Below are 18935 nucleotides of genomic sequence, written 5' to 3'. Positions count from 1 at the left end.
TAATGGAGATCGGCGTCGTGTTCCAGTGCGACCCACCCGCCCGGGAACTGGTGTCGCTCGCCCAACGGGCCGAGGCGGCCGGCTTCAGCCACGTCTGGACCTTCGACTCGCACCTGCTCTGGCAGGAACCGTTCGTCATCTACTCGCAGATCCTGGCCCAGACCGAACGGGTGGTCGTCGGTCCGATGGTGACCAACCCCGCCACCCGCGACTGGACCGTGACCGCGTCGCACTTCGCCACCCTCAACGAGATGTACGGCAACCGCACCGTCTGCGGCATCGGTCGGGGCGACTCGGCCGTGCGTACGCTGGGCTACCCGCCGACCAGCGTCGACGAGCTGCGCGAGTGCGTCACCGTCATCCGGGACCTGGCCAACGGCCGGCCGGCGAACTACCGGGGGCAGCAGCTGCGGTTCCCCTGGGTCACCGGGGGAGAGCTGGAGGTCTGGGTGGCCGCCTACGGGCCACGGGCGCTGGCCGTGGCCGGTCAGGTCGGCGACGGTTACATCCTGCAACTCGCCGACCCGGACATCGCCGCCTGGATGATCGGTGCGGTGCGAGCGGCGGCCGAACGCGCCGGTCGGGATCCGGCGGCGATCCGGTTCTGCGTCGCCGCCCCCGCCTACGTCGGCGACGACCTGGCCCACCAGCGGGAGCAGTGCCGCTGGTTCGGCGGCATGGTCGGCAACCACGTCGCCGACATCGTCGCCCGGTACGGCGCCACCGGCGCGGTGCCGCAGGCACTCACCGACTACATCGCCGGCCGGCAGGGGTACGACTACGCCGAGCACGGCCGGGCCGGCAACCGGCACGCCGAGTTCGTACCCGACGAGATCGTCGACCGGTTCTGCCTGCTCGGCCCGGTCTCGGCGCACCTGGACAAGCTCGACCGGTTGCGGGCGCTCGGGGTCGACCAGTTCGCCGTCTACCTCCAGCACGACGCCAAGGAGGAGACCCTGGCCGCGTACGGCGAGCAGATCATCCCGGCCCTGCGCGACGGCGCCGGCCGGGTTGGTCCGGCCGGGCGGACCGACCCGGCCGCGACCGCCGCATGACCCGCACTCCACCCGAAGCTGCGACGACGGCGCACCCGGTACCTCGACCGGGGACCCCGGCAGTGGGTCGGCGTGGGGTGCGTACCGCCGTCGGGGTGCTCGGGGCGGTGCTGCTCGGCGCGCTGGCCTGGGAGGGCTACAAGGCCGTCGGCAACCCCGACGGCACGGTCCTGTTCGGGGTGCGGGTGCTGCCCCGGGCCGACGACGCCGCGATGCCGCACCTGAGCGAGATCCTGGGCCGCCTCGCCGATCCGGAACGCGTCGGCGGCGACCCGATCTGGCTGGTGGTGGCGAACGCCGGCCTGGTCACCCTGCGCAGCGTCGCCGTCGGGTTCCTCGCCGGGGCGCTGGTCGGGCTGCTGCTCGCGGTCCTGATGCAGCGCCTGCGGTGGGTCCGGCGCGGGCTGCTGCCGTACGTGGTGCTGTCGCAGACCGTACCGCTGATCGCGCTCGCGCCGGTGATCGCCGGCTGGGGCGGGCGGTTGTCGATCGGGGCGTACCCGTGGCAGCCGTGGATGTCGGTGGCGACGATCGCGGCGTACCTGGCCTTCTTCCCGATCGCCGTCGGGCTGCTGCGCGGGCTCACCTCGCCGGCACCGACGGCCGAGGAACTGATGCGCAGCTACGCCGCCGGGTGGTGGCGCACGCTGGTGAAACTGCGGTTGCCGGCGGCCACCCCGTACCTCTACCCGGCGCTGCGGCTGGCCGGCGCCGCGGCGGTGGTCGGTGCCGTGGTCGGCGAGATCTCCACCGGCACCCGGGGCGGGATCGGCCGGCTGGTGATCGAGTACTCGCGGGAGGCGACCACCGACCCGGCCAAGGTCTTCACCGCGCTGCTCGGCGCGGTGCTGCTCGGGCTGCTGGTGGCCGGCGCGGTCGGGCTCGCCGAACTCCTGTTCACCCCCGGACGAAGGGCGTCGACACGGTGACCACCATCCAGGGCGAGCCGGCGGTCGAGATCATCGGCGTGACGAAGGTGTTCAACCCCGGCCGACCGGACCGGGTGACCGCGCTGACCGGCGTCGACCTGACCGTACGACGCGGCGAGTTCGTCAGCCTGATCGGGCCCTCCGGCTGCGGCAAGTCGACCCTGCTGCGCCTGGTCGCCGACCTGATCGCAGTCAGCGAGGGCACCGTACGGGTGGCCGGGAAACCCGCCCGTACCGCCCGCCTCGACCGCGAGTACGGCATCGCCTTCCAGCAGGCCGGCCTCTTCGAGTGGCGTACGGTGCAGCGCAACGTGGAACTGCCGCTGGAGCTGCGCGGCACCGGGCGGCGGGAGCGCCGCGACCGGGCCCGGGAGATGCTGGAACTGGTCGGGCTCGCCGACTTCGCCGGCCACTATCCGGCGCAGCTCTCCGGTGGCATGCAGCAGCGGGTGGCGATCGCCCGCGCCTTGGCGGTGCATCCGCCGCTGCTGCTGATGGACGAGCCGTTCGGCGCGCTGGACGAGATGACCCGCGAACGACTCCAGGACGAGCTGCTGCGGGTCTGTGCGCGTACCGGCACCAGCACGATCTTCGTGACGCACTCGATCCCGGAGGCGGTCTACCTCTCCGACCGGGTGGTGGTGATGTCGGCCCGTCCCGGACGGATCGCCGCCGAGATCGACATCGAGCTGGCGGAGCGGACCGACGCGACCCGGCAGACGCCCGAGTTCTTCGCCGGCATCACCCGGGTCCGGCAGGCGCTGCGCCGTGGGCCGACACCCGACCGGCCCGGCGAGCCGGAACCGGCGAATCCGGCGGTGTCCCGGTGACGTCCGGCACCCGGCCCACGGCTCGGCCCGACGGCACGGCTCGGTTCGGCCGTGCCGGTCGGCCCGCCGGTGGCGGGGTGCGCCGGGTGGTGCGCGACGTCGGTCCGCCGGTGCTGGTCGGGGTGGCCGGGCTGGCGCTCTGGGAGGTGACCGTCACCCTCGGGCGGGTGGCGCCGTTCCTGCTGCCGGCGCCGTCCGCGATCGGCACCGAACTGGTCGACAACCGGGCGGTGATCTGGCAGGTGGGGCTGGCCAGCGGCGCGAACGCGCTGGTCGGGCTGGTCGCCGGGGCGGTGCTGGCGATCCTCGCGGCGATGCTGGCCAGCCGGTTCGACTTCCTCGGCGAGGTGGCGGTGCCGGTCGCGGCGGCACTCAACGCGCTTCCGATCATCGCGCTCGCACCGATCCTCAACAACATGTTCGAGTCCACCAGCAGCATCCCGCGTCGCAGTGTGGTGGCGATCGTGGTGTTCTTCCCGGTCTTCCTCAACACCCTGCGCGGGCTGCGGGAGGTCGACCCCGTGCACCGCGAGCTGATGGCCAGCTACGCCGCGGTGGGCTGGACCTTCACCCGACTGGTCCGGCTCCCCGGTGCGCTGCCGTTCGTCTTCACCGGTCTGCGTCAGGCGTCCTCCCTGGCGGTGATCGCGGCGGTCGTCGCGGAGTACTTCGGTGGCCGCCAGGACGGGCTCGGATCGCGGATCACCTCGGCGGCCTCGTACACCGCGTACCCGCGCGCCTGGGCGTTCGTGGTCGGCGCCTGCGTACTCGGTCTTGTCTTCTATCTGGTCGCCCTCGGCCTGGAACGTCTGGCGATGCCCTGGCGGGCGCGACGGTCCGGCTGACGACGACCCTGCTGGGCACCTCGCCCGCCCGGCGCCGCCCGACGTCGGGGCCGACCGGCCCCGATACGCAGAGTCAACCGCTGGAGGACAGATGGGTAGTCTCGGCAGACGGCGCCTTGTCGCCGGGCTCGTGAGTTGTGCGCTGCTGGCCGGGTGCGGCACCGCGGACGGCACCGGTTCCACCGCACCGGGCGGGAACGCCCCGGTCAAGCTCCAGTTGCAGTGGTTCGTGCAGGCCCAGTTCGCCGGTTACATCGCCGCCGTGGACAAGGGCTTCTACCGGGAGCAGGGCATCGAGGTGGAGGTCATCGAGGGCGGTGTGGACATCGTGCCGCAGACGGTGCTGGCACAGGGTCAGGCCGACTTCGCGGTGGCCTGGGTGCCGAAGGCGCTCGCCTCGCGGGAGCAGGGTGCCGGGATCACCGACATCGCCCAGATCTTCCAGCGTTCCGGCACCTACCAGGTCAGCTTCGCCGACCGGGGGATCCGTACGCCGGCCGACCTGAAAGGCCGCAAGGTCGGCAACTGGGGGTTCGGCAACGAGTTCGAGCTGTTCGCCGGGATGACGAAGGCGGGACTCGATCCGGGCCGGGACGTCACTCTGGTGCAGCAGCAGTTCGACATGCAGGCGCTGCTGCGCGGTGACATCGACGCCGCCCAGGCGATGAGCTACAACGAGTACGCCCAGTTGCTGGAGGCGAAGGACCCGAAGACCGGCCAGCTCTACCGGCCGGAGGCGTTCACGGTGCTGGACTGGAACACCCTCGGCACCGCGATGCTCCAGGACGCGGTCTGGGCCAACAGCGACCGGTTGGCCAACGACAAGGCGTACCAGGAGACGGCGGTGAAGTTCCTCACCGGCACGATCAAGGGGTGGGCGTACTGCCGGGACAACCCGCAGGAGTGCCGGGACCTGGTGGTCGCCCGGGGCGCCAAGCTCGGCGCCAGCCACCAGCTCTGGCAGACCAACGAGGTCAACAAGCTGATCTGGCCGGCGCCGCAGGGGATCGGGCTGATCGACGAGACGGCCTGGAAGGCCACCGTCGACCTGGCCCTGAACACCCGTAACCAGGACGGGCAGACGGTGCTGACCAGGCAGCCCGAGTCGACCGCGTACACCAACGAGTACGTCCGGCGGGCGTTGGACGCGCTGCGGGGCGCGGGCGTCAACGTCACCGGCGCGGGTTTCCAGCCGGCCACGGTCACCCTGAACGAGGGCGGTGCCTGAGCGTCGGTCCGCCCCGTCGAGAGGTCCGTCCCGTCCCGCCCGACGGGGCGGACCTCGTCGTTTCCCGACATGTGAGACGATCCGAATTACCTACCAAGCCTATAGGTTTTACAGACTAGGGTAGGGGCACTGGACCAATCGCTTTCGACGAGGAATGACGATGACCATCAACGCCACCGACCCGCTCGCCATCGCCCGCCGGTACGCCTCCGACCCGGCCTCCTGGCCGGTGGCGGCCCAGTTCGACCCGGTCGAACGCTGGTACGCCCGGCTGACCGGCAACGACGAGTACGAGGTATGGCTGCTGACCTGGCTGCCCGGTCAGTCGACCGACCTGCACGACCACGGCGGCTCCTCCGGCGGTTTTGTCGTGTCCGCCGGTGCGCTCACCGAGGAGATCGTGGTCGGTGGCGAGCTCCGGCCGACCGAGCTGCGTGCCGGCAACGGTCGCCAGTTCGGGCCGCAGCACGTGCACCGGGTCAGCAACCGGGGCAACGAGCCTGCGGTCAGCGTGCACGTCTACCTGCCGGCGCTGCGCCGGATGACCCGTTACGAACTCGACGGCGGCAAGCTTCGGGTGGCCGAGGTCGCCGAGGCGGGAGTGGCCTGGTGAAACTCATCAACTCGGCGCATCGGCAGATCGGCTGTCCGGACACCACCGCACCGGTGGGATCCCGCAGCATCGACGACATCCTGGAGGCGGCCCGGCGGCGGCTGCGGCGGCTCGAACCGGAGGCGGGGCATCTCGCGTACCGGGGCGGGGCGCTGCTGGTCGACATCCGGCCGGCCGCGCAGCGGGCCGCGACCGGCTCGATCCCCGGCGCGCTGGTGATCGAGCGGAACGTGCTGGAGTGGCGGCTCGACCCGCGCAGCAGCGCCCGGTTGCCGGTCGCGGACCGGTACGACCTGCCCGTGGTGATCTTCTGCCAGGAGGGCTACACCTCCTCGCTCGCCGCCGCCGCACTCCAGGACCTCGGCCTGTACCTGGCCACCGACATCGTCGGCGGCTTCGCGGCCTGGCGGCTGGCCGGTCTGCCGGCGTTCGGCCCGACCGACGTCTACGCCCACCTGACCACCGCGCCCCCGGCGACCGCCGGCCGGGCGTACCCCTGATCCCGCGCGCCACCGCGCTCAGGGACGGCACGGAAAACCAGCGCTAGGAGGCCTCACATGTCGGTCATCGCGATCAGCCCGCGCACGTATCCACCGTCGAGCGGATCGGTCCGGTCGACCCTCACCCGTCGACGGACCACACCGGGCGGTAGCCCCGCGACCGTCACCGTCACCCTCGACATCACCGTGACCGGCGGGGAGGCGCTGACCCCGCAGGCGTCCCGCCTGCTGGAGCTGGTCCAGCAGTTGGTGGAGCAGGGTGACCGGGTCGCGGGTGGCGAGGAAGCCGGCGGCATCGCGCTGGTCGTCGAGCCGGCACCGGCCACCACCTTCCCCGCCGAGGCCGAGTCGGGCGCCGACCGGTTCGCTCCACTGCGGATCCTGGCCGGGTCCCGGAAGGTGCTGCGCGACGGCGTGCCGATCCCGCTGACCCGGCTGGAGTACGACCTGCTCGTCTTCCTCGCCGAGAACCCGCGCCGGGTCTTCACCCGCCTCCAACTGCTCAACAGCGTCTGGGGTTACGAGCACGCGATCGCGCGTACGGTCGACGTGCACGTGCGCCGGCTGCGGGCCAAGGTGGGCGAGGCGGTGCCGCTGGTGACGACGGTGTACGGGGTCGGCTACCGGCTCGCCGACGAGGCCCGGGTCAGGGTCGACCGGGACGCGTAGCCGCTAGCCGAGCCAGGCCGCGATCGCCACCAGCGTGACTGCGGCGGCGAGGGTGGAGAGCACGACGGTGTCCCGGGCCAGCGACTCGGCGCGCTGGTACCGGGTGGCGTAGACGAAGACGTTCTGTGCCGTCGGCAGCGCCGAGGTGACCACCGCCGCGAGTAGCGCCGGCCCGGTGAGTCCGAGGGCGAACCGGGCGATCAGGTAGGCCAGTGCCGGCTGCACCAGCACCTTGAGACCGACCGCGGTGTAGCGTTCACCGGCCTCCGGCCCGCCGCGCAGGGGCCGGCTGCCGCGCAGCGACATCCCCAGGGCGAGCAGAGCCAGCGGTACGGCGGCCGACCCGACCAGCTCGAACGGGCGCATCACCGGCTCCGGCAGTGGTACGCCGCCGACCGCGACGGCCAGCCCGGCGGCACAGCCCAGCATGATCGGATTGCGGGCCGGCAGCAGCACGAGTCGCCGTGCCGAGGGCCGGGCCCCGGCGGCCGTGGCGTCCAGCACGCCGAGCGCGAGCGGTGAGGCCAGCAGCACCTGGAACAGCAGCACCGGCGCCACGAAGGACGGGTCGCCGAGGACGTACGCGGCGACCGGCAGGCCGAGGTTCGCCGCGTTGACGTACGAGGCGCTGAGCGCGCCGACGGTCGCCTCGCCGGCCGGCCGGTGCCACACCCGGTGGGCGAGCACCAGGTAGACGGCCGCGACCAGTACCGTACTGAGCACGAAGGCGGCCAGGGCCGGGGTGAACACCTCGGCGACCGACGAGCGGGCCAGCGTGGTGAACAGCAGCGCCGGGGCGGCGACGAAGAAGGCGAGTCGGGCCAGCACCGTCGTGCCCTCGGGGCCGAGCAGGTTGGTTCGGCCGATCAGGTAACCGGCGAGTGTGACCGTCCAGATGACCGTGAAACCGGTCAGTACTCCCCGCACTCGATCATCGTGGACCGCCCCGCCGGATTTCCCAAGATCTGGTACGCAGAGCGATCGTTCAGTTCCGATCTGTGCGTCAATTGTCACATTCATGCAACGTAGTGGCCCCTTGACCCTGCCCGTGGTGCCCGGAAACATCGACCCTGCGGCACCACGAGCCGCGGGGAATTCCCCCCACCAGCCAAGGAGGACCATGTCGGTCAGCCCCGCCTCGTCGCGTGCCGGATGGCACACGTCCCAGCCAACGGGACCAGGCCGCCCGCCGGTTGCCCAACGGCGCCCGCCCAGCGCCGGGGCACCCGCGCTGACCGTCACACTGTCCATTCCGCTCGGTGGGGAGGAGGTCCTGGCCCCGTCGGCCCAACGGCTGCTGGACGCCGCCCGCGAACTGCTCGAACACGGGCAGGCCACGGTCATCCCCGGACAGTCCCTCGCCGACCGGCGTACCGTCGATCCGGCCACGCTGCGCGCGCCGGCCCGGACGACGACGCCGGAGCCGAACCACGTCGGGCCGGTCGGGGGCGATCCGGGCCTCGTCGACCCGGCCACGCCCGAGGTACGCATCCTCGCCGCCTCCCGCTCGGTCCTGCTGGACGGCCAACCGCTGCCGCTGACCCGGCTGGAGTTCGACCTCCTGCTGCACCTGGTCGAGCACCCGCGTCGGGTCTTCACCCGGCTGCAACTGCTCGCCGCGGTCTGGGGCTACGAACACACCGGCGTCCGTACGGTCGACGTGCACGTCCGCCGGCTGCGCGGCAAGGTCGGCGCCGACGTGCCCCTGGTGACCACCGTGTACGGGGTCGGCTACCGACTCGCCGACGAGGCGCGGGTCACCATCGACCAGACCGGCTGACCCCGTTCGGGCAGGATGGACCGGGTGAAGATCCGCCCGATCAGCCCCGAGGCGTTGGTTCAGGAACTGGCCGACCGGCTCGCCGGTGTTCGCCCCGGCTCACCGGTACGGGTGGCGGTCGACGGACCGGCCGCCGCCAAGCCGGACGAACTCGCAGACGCCCTGGTCGACCCGCTGCGTCTGCGCGGTCGCCCGGCGCTGCCGATCAGGGCCGCGGACTTCCTCCGGCCGGCCTCCCTGCGCTACGAGTTCGGCCGGGACAACCCGGACGCGTTCTACGGCGACTGGTTGGACGAGGCCGGGCTGCGGCGCGAGGTGCTCGACCCGGCCGGGCCCGCCGGCACCGGCCGGATCCTGCCGTCGCTGTGGAACGCGCGCACCGACCGGGCCAGCCGAGCCGACTACGTCGACCTGCCGACCGGGACGGTGCTCCTGGTCAGCGGGGCGCTGCTGCTCGGCGGCGGGCTCCCGTTCGACCTCACCGTCCACCTTGTCCTGTCACCGGCGGCGCTGGCCCGGCGCACCGACCCGGCCGACGCCTGGACCCTGCCCGCCTTCGCCCGCTACAGCGAGGAGGTGGCCCCGGCGACCTTCGCCGACGTGGTGGTCCGGCTGGACGACCCGCGCCGTCCCGCCGTGGTCGAACCGGGCGATCCGGGCTGAACCGCGACGACGGAACAGGCGGCCCGAAACATGTTGCCGGCGCCACCAAATTTCTGGTTTGACGGCCGCACACTACGGGTACACGCCCGGTCACGGTGGACCGCGCCGGACCAATCCGGGTCCTGGCAGCGAGTCCACCGCCGTCACGGAGAGGCAGGGAGGGCAACGCATGCTCGTCAACGATGCGGTCGGCACGGCCCGTTCCCAGGCGGACATCGACCTGATCCGGCTCGCCCTGGAGGCTCGCTACGACGAGCTGACCGGCGAGTACGACGACGCCCTGCTGCAGAGCCAGGTGCTGCGGCTGGTGGAGGTCGGTGACACCGCCGGTGACGACCAGGCCGACAGCGGAACCAAGACCGCCGAGCGGGACACCGCACAGTCGCTGCTGCGGACCATCCTGGACCGCCGGGCACAGTTCGAGCACGCGCTGGCCCGGTTGGCCGAGGGCACGTACGGCTGGTGCGAGGGCTGTTCCGCGCCGATCCCGGTGGAGCGGCTGGAGATCTTCCCGTCGGCGACCACCTGTGTCTCCTGCAAACAGAATCGCGAGCGCCGGGCCGCCTGAGCCGGGTTCAGTCCGCCCGGCGGGCCCGGTCCAACTCGTCGCGCAGCAGCGCCGCCAACTCCTGCGGCCGGGAGAAGAACGGGGAGTGCGCGCTGTCCATCGACCGGGTCGAACCCGCCCGCCGGGCCAGCAACCGCTGCGCCGGCAGCGGAAAGGCCAGGTCCCGCTCGCAGATGACGTACGTGTTCGCGATGTCGTGCCAGCCGGCCCTGGTCACCGGCTGGGTGAGCGACGTCAGGGCCTGGTGACCGAGGCGCTGCGCCGACCGCCGCGCCAACCCGGGCTCGACGTCCCCGTAGAGGTCGCGCAGCGGGTCGCGTACGTCTACGTAGCCCCGGTCGGCGTGCACGTCCCAGAACGGCGGGTACCCCTCGTCGCCGCCCAGCGACGTCACCGACTCGCCGACGTCGAGCGAGCAGGCGGCCAGGTAGACCAGACGACGCACCTGCTCCTCCAGCCCCGCCACCGCCTCGGTGACCGGGGCGCCGCCGTAGCTGTGGCCGCAGATCACCACCGGCCCGTCGATGTCGCGTACCTCCGCGCGGATGGCGTCGGCGTCGTCGTGCAGGTCACCGAGCGAGTCCGGATCCGAACCGGTGCTCGGCAGCGCCACGGCACGCACGTCCAGGTCGTCGAGCTCGCGGATGACCCGCTCCCAGCACCACGGACCGTGCCAGGCGCCGTGCACGAGTACCAGGGCCGGGGTCTGCGCCATGCCCCCATCCTCGGCGCCACGGTGGCCCGACGCAGGCGGTTCGGCCGGTTCACCCGGCCCGGGTGAACCGGCGTCACCCGGCCGGGGACGAACCTGGGGAGATCACCGGCCGGGGGAGCCGGTGCCTCACGGATGGGGGACAGCGGTGGCCAGCAATCCGTACTCGACCTTCGAAGCGTCGATCGACAAGACGAACCTCATCCTCAAGGAGATCGAGCAGGCGTACGGGTGGCCCAAACAGCGGCGCAACCAGTCGTACGCGGCGCTGCGCACGGTGTTGCAACTGCTCCGGGACCGGCTGCCGGTGCAGGAGAGCGTCCAGTTCGCGGCCCAGTTGCCGGTACTGGTGCGCGGGGTCTACTTCGAGGGTTGGGACCCGAGCGACGTACCGGTCAAACTGAACCGCGAGGACTTCCTCTACGAGGTCCGGCAGGGCTTCCCGTACGAGGTCGACGGCGGTGCCGAGGGCGTGGTGCAGACCGTCCTGGACGCCCTGCGCCGGCACATCAGCCCGGGAGAGTGGGACGACGTCAGGTCGACCATGCCCAAGGACCTGAGCACCATCATCCCCTGACCGCGTACCGGTCGGCTCTCACCGCACCGTCACCTCCGCGACCAGCCGCCGCCGGTGGTCGACCCGGCGCTCGGCCCCGGTCAGCCGCAGCGGGACGGTGAACCGGTGGTCGGCGCTGGAGGCGGAGAGCCGCAGCTCCAGGTCGCCGGGCTCGACGATCCGGTGACCGTCACGGCCGGTGAACGAGGTGAGATCGGTGTGCACCGCGAAGGTCACCCTCCGGGCCTCGCCGGGCGCCAGCGGGATCCGGGCGTAACCGGTCAGCCGGACCACCGGCCGGGTCACCTGGGCCACCGGGTCGTGCAGGTAGAGCTGCACCACCTCGGCACCGGCCCGCTCGCCGGTGTTGCGCACGGTCACCGACACCGACACGGCGCCGCCGACCGGGATCTCGGTCCGCCGGCCGTCGACGGGTTCGACACCGTCGACGCGGACGTCGTCCCAGTCGAAGCGGGTGTAGGACAGGCCGTACCCGAACGGGTGCCGCGCGGTCGGGTCGATGTTGCTGACCTCGGTACGGTGACCCAGCGCCGGGGCCAGGTAACCGGCCGGCTGCCCACCGGGATCGCGGGGCACGCTGACCGGCAGCCGCCCGGACGGGTTGACCCGACCGGCGAGCACCCCGGCGACGGCCGGTCCACCCTCCTCACCGGGGAAGAACGCCTGCACCACGGCGGCGAGCCGGTCCGCCCCGTCGCCGAGCGCGTACGGGCGGCCGGCGAGCAGCACCAGCACCACCGGGGTGCCGGTCTCCAGCAGCGCCGTCAGCAGGTCCTGCTGCACTCCGGGCAGGTGCAGGTCGGCCGCGTCGGAGCCCTCGCCGGAGGTGCCGTTGCCGAACAGGCCGGCCCGGTCGCCGAGCACCGCGACGCAGACGTCGGCGTCGGTCGCGGCGGCCACCGCACCGGCGATGCCGGACCGGTCCGTCCCGTCGACCGGGCAGCCGAGGGCGTGGGTGAGCCGGGACCCGGGCAGCTCGGCCCGGAGTGCGGACAGCAGGGTGGGGATCCCCACCCCCGCCGGTACGCCCGGATGCTGGCCGCCGACGTGGCTCGGGAAGGTGTAGCAGCCCAGCATCCCGGTGACGTCGTCGGCGAGCGGGCCGACCAGCGCGATCCGGGACTGCGGGGCGAGCGGCAGGACACCGGAGTTGGCGAGCAGGACCACCGACTCCTCGGCGAGTTCGCGGGCCAGCGCCCGGTTGACCGGCGGGTCCAGGTCGACGCTGCCCTCCAACGCGGCCGGTTCGTCGGCCCGCCCGGCCAGGGCCGCCGGTTGCGGTGACCAGTCCGGGTCGAGCAGCCCGAGCACGCACTTCTGCCGCAGCACCCGGGCGGCGGCGCGGTCGACCAGGGCCACCGGCACGGTGCCGGCGCGGACCGCGTCGACCAGCTCCGGCCCGAAGCAGCGTACGGCGGGCAGTTCGACGTCGACCCCGGCGGTGAGCGCGAGCCGGGCGGCGTCCACGGTCGAGTCCGCCACGTGGTGCAGCAGTCGCAGGAAGGCGATGCCGAAGTAGTCCGCGACGACGGTTCCGGTGAACCCCCACCGGTCCCGCAGCAGGTCGGTGAGCAGCCGTTCGTCGGCCGCCGCCGGTACGCCGTCGACCTCGGCGTACGAGTGCATGACCGAGCCGGCCCCGCCGTCGCGTACCGCCATCTCGAACGGCGGGAGCAGGACGTCGGCGAACTCGCGGGAGCCGACCGCCACCGGGGCGAAGTTGCGGCCGGCGCGGGAGCCGGAGTAGCCGGCGAAGTGCTTCAGGGTGGCCACCACCCCGGCCGACTGCAACCCCCGCACGTACGCGGTGCCGATCGTCGCCACCAGGTACGGATCCTCGCCGATGGTCTCCTCGGTCCGGCCCCAGCGGGCATCGCGGGTCACGTCGAGCACCGGGGCCAGCCCCTGGTGTACGCCGACCTGCCGCAGGGCGGCCCCGATCTGTCCGGCCATCCGCTCCACGAGCTCCGGGTGGAAGGTGGCACCCCAGGCCAGCGGGGTGGGGTAGACGGTGGCCCCCCAGGTCATGAAACCCGACAGGCACTCCTCGTGGGCGATCGCCGGGATGCCGAAGCGGTTCGCGGCGACGATCTCGGCCTGCATCCGGGCGAGTGCCCGCGCACCGAGGGCGGGGTCGAGTGGCGCGGTGCCGAACGGCCGGGTGAGCTGTCCCAGTCCGACCCGGATCAGGTCCCGCCAGTCGGGGGTCTCGTCCACCATGTCGTGCTGGTGCGGGGCCATGTCCCCGTCGGTCACCTCCGCCCCGACCCAGACGCCGTACAACTGGGCGATCTTCTCCTCCAGCGACATACGGCCGAGAAGGTCGTCGACCCGTACGTCAACCGGTCGGCTCGGGTCCCGCCAGGGTGCCAACGGGGTCGCCGTCAGGGTGCGGTGGCCGTCACTGGCCCGGGGATCGCTGCTCATGGCAGCCTCCTGTCGCTTGTTCCGGCATGTGCCCGACGCCCTGCCCGTGACGTCGTCGTGCCGGGAGCTGATGCCATTGCTTCCGATATGTTTCCGGAAACTGCGCGTCGCGTCGAGGGGGCGCCCGGCTCCGGTCTCGGCTCGCCGCCCCGGACACCGACGGAGTTACGCCCCAGACAACACTGACCGCACGAGGTGCGACACCGACCTGAACTATCGGGTCGAGCCCGAAAATTTGCGGTCCCGAGCGCCGGACGCCGACCCAACCTGGCGACCCGGCCACCACCCGTCCCGGACCGTGTTAGCTTCAGGCTGCTGCGCCCCTCTCACGTGGCACCGATCGACCGACCCCCGCCATGCATGGACGAGTCCACGCGAGAGGAATGTCGAGATGCCGTACATCAGTGTCGGGGTGGAGAATTCCGCGTCCATCGATATCTACTACGAGGACCACGGCGCGGGTCAGCCGGTTCTGCTCATCCCCGGCTACCCGTTCGGCGGCACGGCCTGGGAGAAGCAGGTCGCGGCCCTGGTTGACGCCGGCTACCGGGCCATCACCTACGACCGTCGGGGCTTCGGCAAGTCCAGCCAGCCCACCATGGGCTACGACTACGACACGTTCGCGGCCGACCTGGACGAGATCATGAGCACCCTCGACCTGCGCAACGTCACCCTGGTCGGGCACTCGATGGGCACCGGTGAGGTGACCCGCTACCTGGGCGCGTACGGGTCGGCACGGGTGAACCGGGCGGTGCTGGTCTCGCCGATCCCGCCGTTCCTGCTCAAGACGGCCGACAACCCCGAGGGCGTCGAACAGAGCCTCTTCGACGGCTTCATGCAGCAGATCATCAAGGATCGCTACGTCTGGTTCACCCAGTTCCTCCAGAACTTCTACAACCTCGACGTCAACGCCGGCAAGCTGGTCAGCGACGAGGTGGTCCGGGCGAACTGGAACGCTGCGATCATGGCGTCGCCGACGGCCACCGTGGCCTGCATCCCGGCCTGGTTGACCGACTTCCGGGACGACCTGCCCCGGATCGACGTACCACTGTTGATCATCCAGGGGGACGCCGACCGGGTGCTGCCCTTCCCGGTCACCGGCAAGCGGCTCAACCAGGCCGTCAACGGCAGCAAGCTGGTGGTGCTCAAGGACGCGCCGCACGGCATCCCCTGGACCCACGCCGACGACGTCAACCGCGAACTGCTCAACTTCATCGAGGAGCGGGTGCCGGTCACCGCCTGAGTCGCGGCAGCAGGGCGGGCACCGCCCGGAGATGTTCCCGACAGCCGGGCCGGCGGTCCAGCGACCGCCGGCCCACCATCGGAACGCTCACCCCGGTGAACAGGGCTACCATCACCAGTGGCCCGAGCACGGTCCACCACCGACCCGGCGCTGTGGCCGCCGTCACCGCCCGCCGACGACCCACCGGCACGGGCGGAGGGTCGTCGGCGGGATCGGCTGCCACGTGAGGTCGACGAGTGCTACTTGACGTCGACGAGGTCGACCACGAACACCAGCGTCTCGCCCGGCTTGATCACTCCGCCGGCGCCCTGGTTGCCGTACCCGAGGTGCGGCGGGATGGTCAGCTTGCGCCGGCCACCGACCTTCATACCGGCCACGCCCTGGTCCCAGCCGGCGATGACCCGGCCGGCGCCGACCTGGAAGCCGAACGGCTCGCCCCGGCCCCAGGACGAGTCGAACTCGCCGCCGGTGGAGTGGGAGACGCCGACGTAGTGCACGGAGGCCCACTGGCCGCGCCCGACCTCCGGCCCGTCGCCGACGGTGATGTCCTCGATGACCAGGTCGGCCGGGGGTGCACCCTCGATCGGTCCGATGCTGGGCTTTTCCATGTCCAGTCCTTCCGGGGACGAAATGCGTGATCAGGAACGGAACTAACGAATCATCCTTACGCATCGAGATCCGCCGACGTGTCCCGGCTCGGGTCGTACCCCGAACCGGCCGGCCGGCGGCGGACCCGGACGCCCGGATCGTGCGCTCGCGCCGGTAAGTCGCCGCGTCGGCGCGACGAAGGTCGGTAACGTGCGGGGCATGCAGGGGGAGACCATGGTCGGATTCGGCCACAAACAGGCGTGGCTGGCGGTCCGGGATGCCGACGTGGAGGCTCTCACCGGGGCCCTGGCCCTGCGCGACCTCGGTACGGTCTCCTGGCGCGACGGCATCGACCTGGCCTACCTGACCGACGACCGGTTGGTGCTCACCCCGCCGCTGCCCGGAGCCCGCGACGCCCGTTGGCTGCTCGCCACCGGCCGGTGGCTGCTGCGGCCGAACACCGTCGTGGACGTGGTCGAACTCTCCGCCACGCTCGGTACGGAGGTGCAGCTGTTCGCCACCTACCGGGTCTCCGAGCTGCACCGCTGGGCCCGCGCGGTCGACGGCGTCGCGGTGCGCGCGTTCGGCTTCCTCGGCGAGATCGGCGAGGTCACCGAGTGGCGGGGCGACCCCGACGACGTCGAGCAGTCGATGGGGCTGCCGCCCGCGCTGGACGGGGAGCCCGACATCCTGGTGTCCGAGCACGACGTGATGCGGCTCGCCGGGGCGTGGAGCGTGGACCCGAGCACGCTCGACGCCCGACCGGCTCCGGGACCGCTGCACGCGTACGCCACCCCCTGAACCGGGCGGGTGGATCGGCGCGAGTCAGTCCCGATTCCGACACCCGCGCCCGATCGGCTCGACGGCACCGGGCAGTTCCGCCGGATCCGATCAGCGGATACGCGGGTGTTTCCGGACTCGGCCGACCGTGACTGTTTCCTGGCCGAGGGGCCGCGGTTCCTGCCCGCCACCGGGAATGCACCGATGCAACGGGCGGCTAAGGTGATGGGCGGCGGAGTCGGCCCGGCGTTCGGACGACCTCCGTGCAACCGGTCGGGCCGCTGCTGCGCTGATCGGAAACAGGCGGGGCAGGGGAGGCGGTCGGGCCATGCGCGAGTCCACCAGTCCCGGCGCGTTCGTGCACCCCGCCCTGTTCTACGCGAGCCGGTACGAATACCTCGCCGGTACGGTCCCGTTCATCCGCGCCGGCCTGGCGGCCGGGGAACCGGTGATGGTCGCCGTACCCGAGGAGAACCTCGACCTCATCCGGGCCGCCCTCGGCGGCGACGCGACCGGGGTCCAGTTCCACGACATGGGCGTGGCCGGGCGCAACCCCGGCCGGATCATCCCCGGTGTGCTGCTCGCCTTCGCCGACGCCCACCCCGACACGCCGGTGCGCATCATCGGGGAGCCGGTCTGGGCCGGGCGGACCGCCGACGAATACCCCGCCTGTGCCCAGCACGAAGCCCTGATCAACGCCGCCTTCACCGGCCGTCGGGCGACCATCCTGTGTCCGTACGACACCGGTCGGCTGGACCGGAGTTGGCTCGACGACGCGTACCGCACCCATCCCACGGTGCGGACCGCCACCGCCGCCTGGGACAGCCCGCACTACACCGATCCGCTGACGGTGGCCGCCGGGTTCAACCTGCCGCTGTCGCCCCCACCCGGGTACGCCGAGACGATCGACATCGAGTTCCACACCCTGTGGGCCCTGCGCCGGCTGGTGACCGCGCAGGCCCTCGCCGCCGGGCTGGCACCGGACCGGGTCGCCGACCTGACCCTGGCGGTGAACGAGCTGGCCGCCAACACGGTCGAGCACGGCGGAGCGACCGGGACTCTGGCGGTCTGGACCGACGGCGCGCAGTTGATCTGCCAGCTCACCGACAGCGGGCACATCGCCGAACCGCTCGCCGGTCGGATCCCGGCCGCGCCGGACCAGGACGGCGGACGCGGGCTCTTCCTGGTCAACGAACTCTGCGATCTGGTCCGGGTGCACACCCGTCCGGGCGCCACCAGCATCCGCGTGCACATGCATCGCTAAACGCGGCTCAGTGGCCCCGGAACGCCTCCTCCAGCCACCACGAACCCCGCGTACCCGTGATCTTCGCGTCCACCACCAGCGGCCGGTCGCGGGGACCGGCGAGCCAGTCCCGTACCGGCCCGAGATTGTCGACGCTCCGCACGGTCACACCCACGCACCCGTAGCCCCGACCGATAGCGGCAAGGTCGGTCTCCGGGAACGTCACGGTCTCCAGCGGGTACCCGTCCGGGCCGAAATGGTGCACCTCGGCGCCGTACGCGGCGTCGTCGTAGACCACCACGACCAGCGGCAGGGCCAACCGGGCGGCGGTGACCAACTCCGCGGCCGACATCAGGAAACCGCCGTCACCGAGGGCCGCCACGGTCAGCCGGTCCGGGCGGGCGACCGCCGCGCCGAGCGCGCTGGCCAGACCCAGCCCGATCGACTGGAACGCCTGGGTGAAGCAGAACCCGGCCACGTCCGGCACGTCGAGGAACATCGACGGGTAACCCATGAAGTTGCCGGAGTCGACCACCACGGTCCGCTGCGCCGGCAGCAGGTCGTCCAGGGCGATGGAGAGCGTCCGGGGATCGATTCCGGCCGACGCGCCGCAGCGCAGGGACCCGCTCTCGTCCGGGTAGGGGACCGAGCGCCAGCGACCCTCCCGCTCGATCCGGCGGGCCAGCTCCGGCGTACGCCACCCGGCCGGTGACCGGTCCGGTGCGGGGTGCCCCGCCAGCCGGGAGAGCACCGCCCCGGCCACCGTGGCGACGTCGCCGGTCACCGTCACGTCGACCGGTCGGTTCACCCCGAACGCGGCCGGATCCCGGTCGACCTGCGCCACCACCGCGCCCGCCGGGATCAGCCCGCCGTGCCGGGTGGTCCACATGTTCAACGTGCTGCCCCAGGCGACGACCAGATCCGCCTCGCCGATCAGCTCGGTCGCGAGCGGGGTGGCGAAGCCGCCGGCCACGTCCAGGTTCCACGGATCCCCGACGAACAGCCCCCGGGCGGCGGCGGAGACCGCGAGCAGGGCGCCGCACGCGTCGGCGAGCCGGACCAACGGCTCCCGCGCGGTACGGGCACCCCGGCCGGCGACGAACACCGGCCGCCGCGCCGCACGCAACGCCGCCACCAGCGGCTCGACGGCCGGCTCGATCGGCGGCGGTACGGACGGGACCGGAACGAGCCGACCGGACCACGGTTCGGTCGACACCTGCTGCACCTCCAGCGGCAGGCCCAGCAGCACCGTCGCGCCACCCGCGGCGGCCCGGAACGCCGCACCGGTGTCCTCGGCGGCGTGCCCCGCCCGTACCCGGACGAAGTCGGCGCCGACCGAGGCGGCCAGGGCCGGCAGGTCGAGGAAGAAGTTGGACCGGGGCGCGGTCGCCTCCGGGGCCAGGACCAGCATCGGCGTGCGGCTCTTCGCCGCCTCGGTGATGCCGGTCAGGGCGTTGGTCAGCCCCGGACCCTGGTGCACCGAGAGCACACCCACCGCGCCCGAGGTACGGGCGAAGGCGTCCGCCATGCTCGCCGCGCCGCCCTCGTGCGCCGCCGGCACGAACCGGGCACCGGCCGCCACCAGCGCGTTCGTCACGTGGAAGTTGCCGCTGCCGACCACACCGAAGACGTGCCGTACGCCGTGCCCGGCCAGGACCCGGCCGACCACCTCGGACACCCGCATC

20 protein-coding genes are annotated in these 18935 nt (G+C 72.4%); 15 read left to right on the top strand and 5 right to left on the bottom strand.

The genetic code is table 11. The features are described from left to right. Positions 1-2: 2 nt before the first annotated feature. The 8 genes from ACZ6QQ_RS33325 to ACZ6QQ_RS33290 all read left to right on the top strand — a co-directional run bounded on the left by ACZ6QQ_RS33325 (position 3) and on the right by ACZ6QQ_RS33290 (position 6669). Complete coding sequence (locus tag ACZ6QQ_RS33325) at positions 3-1055, top strand: TIGR03842 family LLM class F420-dependent oxidoreductase (RefSeq protein ID WP_465881712.1); 1053 nt, start codon at positions 3-5, stop codon at positions 1053-1055. Between the two features lie 62 nt (positions 1056-1117). Beyond that, positions 1118-1984, top strand: a complete 867-nt coding sequence (locus tag ACZ6QQ_RS33320; RefSeq protein WP_465881710.1) for an ABC transporter permease — start codon at positions 1118-1120, stop codon at positions 1982-1984. Beyond that, positions 1981-2814 (top strand): ABC transporter ATP-binding protein, encoded by an 834-nt coding sequence (locus ACZ6QQ_RS33315; protein ID WP_465881708.1) that lies wholly within the window; start codon positions 1981-1983, stop codon positions 2812-2814. Before ACZ6QQ_RS33320 ends, ACZ6QQ_RS33315 begins: the two co-directional genes overlap by 4 nt. Beyond that, positions 2811-3659, top strand: a complete 849-nt coding sequence (locus ACZ6QQ_RS33310; protein WP_465881706.1) for an ABC transporter permease — start codon at positions 2811-2813, stop codon at positions 3657-3659. The genes ACZ6QQ_RS33315 and ACZ6QQ_RS33310 overlap by 4 nt, the downstream gene beginning before the upstream one ends. A gap of 91 nt (positions 3660-3750) precedes the next feature. Next, positions 3751-4887, top strand: coding sequence for an ABC transporter substrate-binding protein (locus tag ACZ6QQ_RS33305; RefSeq protein ID WP_465881704.1), 1137 nt, complete (start codon positions 3751-3753; stop codon positions 4885-4887). A 160-nt stretch (positions 4888-5047) separates the two neighbouring features. Further along, positions 5048-5500: a cysteine dioxygenase gene (locus tag ACZ6QQ_RS33300; RefSeq protein ID WP_465881702.1), complete on the top strand. Its 453-nt coding sequence runs from the start codon at positions 5048-5050 to the stop codon at positions 5498-5500. A gap of 26 nt (positions 5501-5526) precedes the next feature. Beyond that, entirely contained in the window at positions 5527-6000 is a 474-nt protein-coding gene (locus ACZ6QQ_RS33295) for a rhodanese-like domain-containing protein (protein ID WP_465881769.1), read from the top strand. Positions 6001-6057: 57 nt separating this feature from the next. After that, the gene (locus ACZ6QQ_RS33290; RefSeq protein ID WP_465881700.1) at positions 6058-6669 is read left to right on the top strand and encodes a winged helix-turn-helix domain-containing protein; all 612 of its coding nucleotides are present in this window, start codon (positions 6058-6060) and stop codon (positions 6667-6669) included. Between the two features lie 3 nt (positions 6670-6672). Here ACZ6QQ_RS33290 and ACZ6QQ_RS33285 read toward each other — a convergent pair whose 3' ends face one another. Continuing rightward, the gene (locus ACZ6QQ_RS33285; RefSeq protein WP_465881698.1) at positions 6673-7596 is read right to left on the bottom strand and encodes an AEC family transporter; all 924 of its coding nucleotides are present in this window, start codon (positions 7594-7596) and stop codon (positions 6673-6675) included. A 193-nt stretch (positions 7597-7789) separates the two neighbouring features. Here ACZ6QQ_RS33285 and ACZ6QQ_RS33280 point away from each other — a divergent pair, with 193 nt between their 5' ends. The 3 genes from ACZ6QQ_RS33280 (at position 7790) to ACZ6QQ_RS33270 (ending at position 9680) form a co-directional block, all read left to right on the top strand. Continuing rightward, entirely contained in the window at positions 7790-8449 is a 660-nt protein-coding gene (locus tag ACZ6QQ_RS33280) for a winged helix-turn-helix domain-containing protein (RefSeq protein WP_465881696.1), read from the top strand. Between the two features lie 24 nt (positions 8450-8473). Next, on the top strand, positions 8474-9112 hold the full coding sequence (locus ACZ6QQ_RS33275) for a nucleoside/nucleotide kinase family protein (RefSeq protein ID WP_465881694.1): 639 nt from the start codon (positions 8474-8476) through the stop codon (positions 9110-9112). 169 nt (positions 9113-9281) lie between these two features. After that, positions 9282-9680, top strand: a complete 399-nt coding sequence (locus ACZ6QQ_RS33270) for a TraR/DksA family transcriptional regulator (protein WP_465881692.1) — start codon at positions 9282-9284, stop codon at positions 9678-9680. Between the two features lie 7 nt (positions 9681-9687). Here ACZ6QQ_RS33270 and ACZ6QQ_RS33265 read toward each other — a convergent pair whose 3' ends face one another. Then, positions 9688-10395 (bottom strand): alpha/beta fold hydrolase, encoded by a 708-nt coding sequence (locus tag ACZ6QQ_RS33265; RefSeq protein ID WP_465881690.1) that lies wholly within the window; start codon positions 10393-10395, stop codon positions 9688-9690. A 145-nt stretch (positions 10396-10540) separates the two neighbouring features. Here ACZ6QQ_RS33265 and ACZ6QQ_RS33260 point away from each other — a divergent pair, with 145 nt between their 5' ends. Continuing rightward, a complete protein-coding gene (locus ACZ6QQ_RS33260) occupies positions 10541-10969 on the top strand; it encodes a DUF2267 domain-containing protein (RefSeq protein WP_465881688.1) in 429 nt (142 codons plus the stop codon). An 18-nt stretch (positions 10970-10987) separates the two neighbouring features. Here the strand turns inward: ACZ6QQ_RS33260 and ACZ6QQ_RS33255 are convergent, their stop codons facing one another. Then, positions 10988-13396, bottom strand: coding sequence for a beta-xylosidase/alpha-l-arabinosidase (locus ACZ6QQ_RS33255; protein ID WP_465881687.1), 2409 nt, complete (start codon positions 13394-13396; stop codon positions 10988-10990). Positions 13397-13787: 391 nt separating this feature from the next. Between ACZ6QQ_RS33255 and ACZ6QQ_RS33250 the strand changes: the two genes are divergently transcribed. Then, the gene (locus ACZ6QQ_RS33250; protein WP_465881685.1) at positions 13788-14639 is read left to right on the top strand and encodes an alpha/beta fold hydrolase; all 852 of its coding nucleotides are present in this window, start codon (positions 13788-13790) and stop codon (positions 14637-14639) included. A 239-nt stretch (positions 14640-14878) separates the two neighbouring features. Here ACZ6QQ_RS33250 and ACZ6QQ_RS33245 read toward each other — a convergent pair whose 3' ends face one another. Next, positions 14879-15247, bottom strand: a complete 369-nt coding sequence (locus ACZ6QQ_RS33245; protein ID WP_465881683.1) for an FKBP-type peptidyl-prolyl cis-trans isomerase — start codon at positions 15245-15247, stop codon at positions 14879-14881. A 199-nt stretch (positions 15248-15446) separates the two neighbouring features. Here ACZ6QQ_RS33245 and ACZ6QQ_RS33240 point away from each other — a divergent pair, with 199 nt between their 5' ends. Both ACZ6QQ_RS33240 and ACZ6QQ_RS33235 read left to right on the top strand, forming a co-directional pair. Continuing rightward, positions 15447-16028 (top strand): hypothetical protein, encoded by a 582-nt coding sequence (locus tag ACZ6QQ_RS33240; protein ID WP_465881682.1) that lies wholly within the window; start codon positions 15447-15449, stop codon positions 16026-16028. Between the two features lie 307 nt (positions 16029-16335). Then, positions 16336-17271, top strand: coding sequence for an anti-sigma factor RsbA family regulatory protein (locus ACZ6QQ_RS33235; RefSeq protein ID WP_465881680.1), 936 nt, complete (start codon positions 16336-16338; stop codon positions 17269-17271). 7 nt (positions 17272-17278) lie between these two features. Here ACZ6QQ_RS33235 and ACZ6QQ_RS33230 read toward each other — a convergent pair whose 3' ends face one another. Further along, a complete protein-coding gene (locus tag ACZ6QQ_RS33230; protein WP_465881679.1) occupies positions 17279-18934 on the bottom strand; it encodes a thiamine pyrophosphate-binding protein in 1656 nt (551 codons plus the stop codon). Position 18935 lies beyond the last annotated feature (1 nt).

Source organism: Micromonospora sp. NPDC049529, from assembly GCF_055586685.1.
The sequence above is the reverse complement of the archived record's forward strand: the minus strand, read 5'-3'. Positions and strand labels throughout refer to the sequence as shown.

Coding starts and splice junctions, on each gene's coding strand:
- ACZ6QQ_RS33255 (WP_465881687.1), bottom strand. CDS start 13,396: ATGAGCAGCGATCCCCGGGCCAGTGACGGCCACCGCACCCTGACGGCG.
- ACZ6QQ_RS33240 (WP_465881682.1), top strand. CDS start 15,447: ATGCAGGGGGAGACCATGGTCGGATTCGGCCACAAACAGGCGTGGCTG.
- ACZ6QQ_RS33325 (WP_465881712.1), top strand. CDS start 3: ATGGAGATCGGCGTCGTGTTCCAGTGCGACCCACCCGCCCGGGAACTG.
- ACZ6QQ_RS33265 (WP_465881690.1), bottom strand. CDS start 10,395: ATGGCGCAGACCCCGGCCCTGGTACTCGTGCACGGCGCCTGGCACGGT.
- ACZ6QQ_RS33280 (WP_465881696.1), top strand. CDS start 7,790: ATGTCGGTCAGCCCCGCCTCGTCGCGTGCCGGATGGCACACGTCCCAG.
- ACZ6QQ_RS33250 (WP_465881685.1), top strand. CDS start 13,788: ATGCCGTACATCAGTGTCGGGGTGGAGAATTCCGCGTCCATCGATATC.
- ACZ6QQ_RS33270 (WP_465881692.1), top strand. CDS start 9,282: ATGCTCGTCAACGATGCGGTCGGCACGGCCCGTTCCCAGGCGGACATC.
- ACZ6QQ_RS33245 (WP_465881683.1), bottom strand. CDS start 15,247: ATGGAAAAGCCCAGCATCGGACCGATCGAGGGTGCACCCCCGGCCGAC.
- ACZ6QQ_RS33290 (WP_465881700.1), top strand. CDS start 6,058: ATGTCGGTCATCGCGATCAGCCCGCGCACGTATCCACCGTCGAGCGGA.
- ACZ6QQ_RS33300 (WP_465881702.1), top strand. CDS start 5,048: ATGACCATCAACGCCACCGACCCGCTCGCCATCGCCCGCCGGTACGCC.
- ACZ6QQ_RS33235 (WP_465881680.1), top strand. CDS start 16,336: ATGCGCGAGTCCACCAGTCCCGGCGCGTTCGTGCACCCCGCCCTGTTC.
- ACZ6QQ_RS33230 (WP_465881679.1), bottom strand. CDS start 18,934: ATGCGGGTGTCCGAGGTGGTCGGCCGGGTCCTGGCCGGGCACGGCGTA.
- ACZ6QQ_RS33305 (WP_465881704.1), top strand. CDS start 3,751: ATGGGTAGTCTCGGCAGACGGCGCCTTGTCGCCGGGCTCGTGAGTTGT.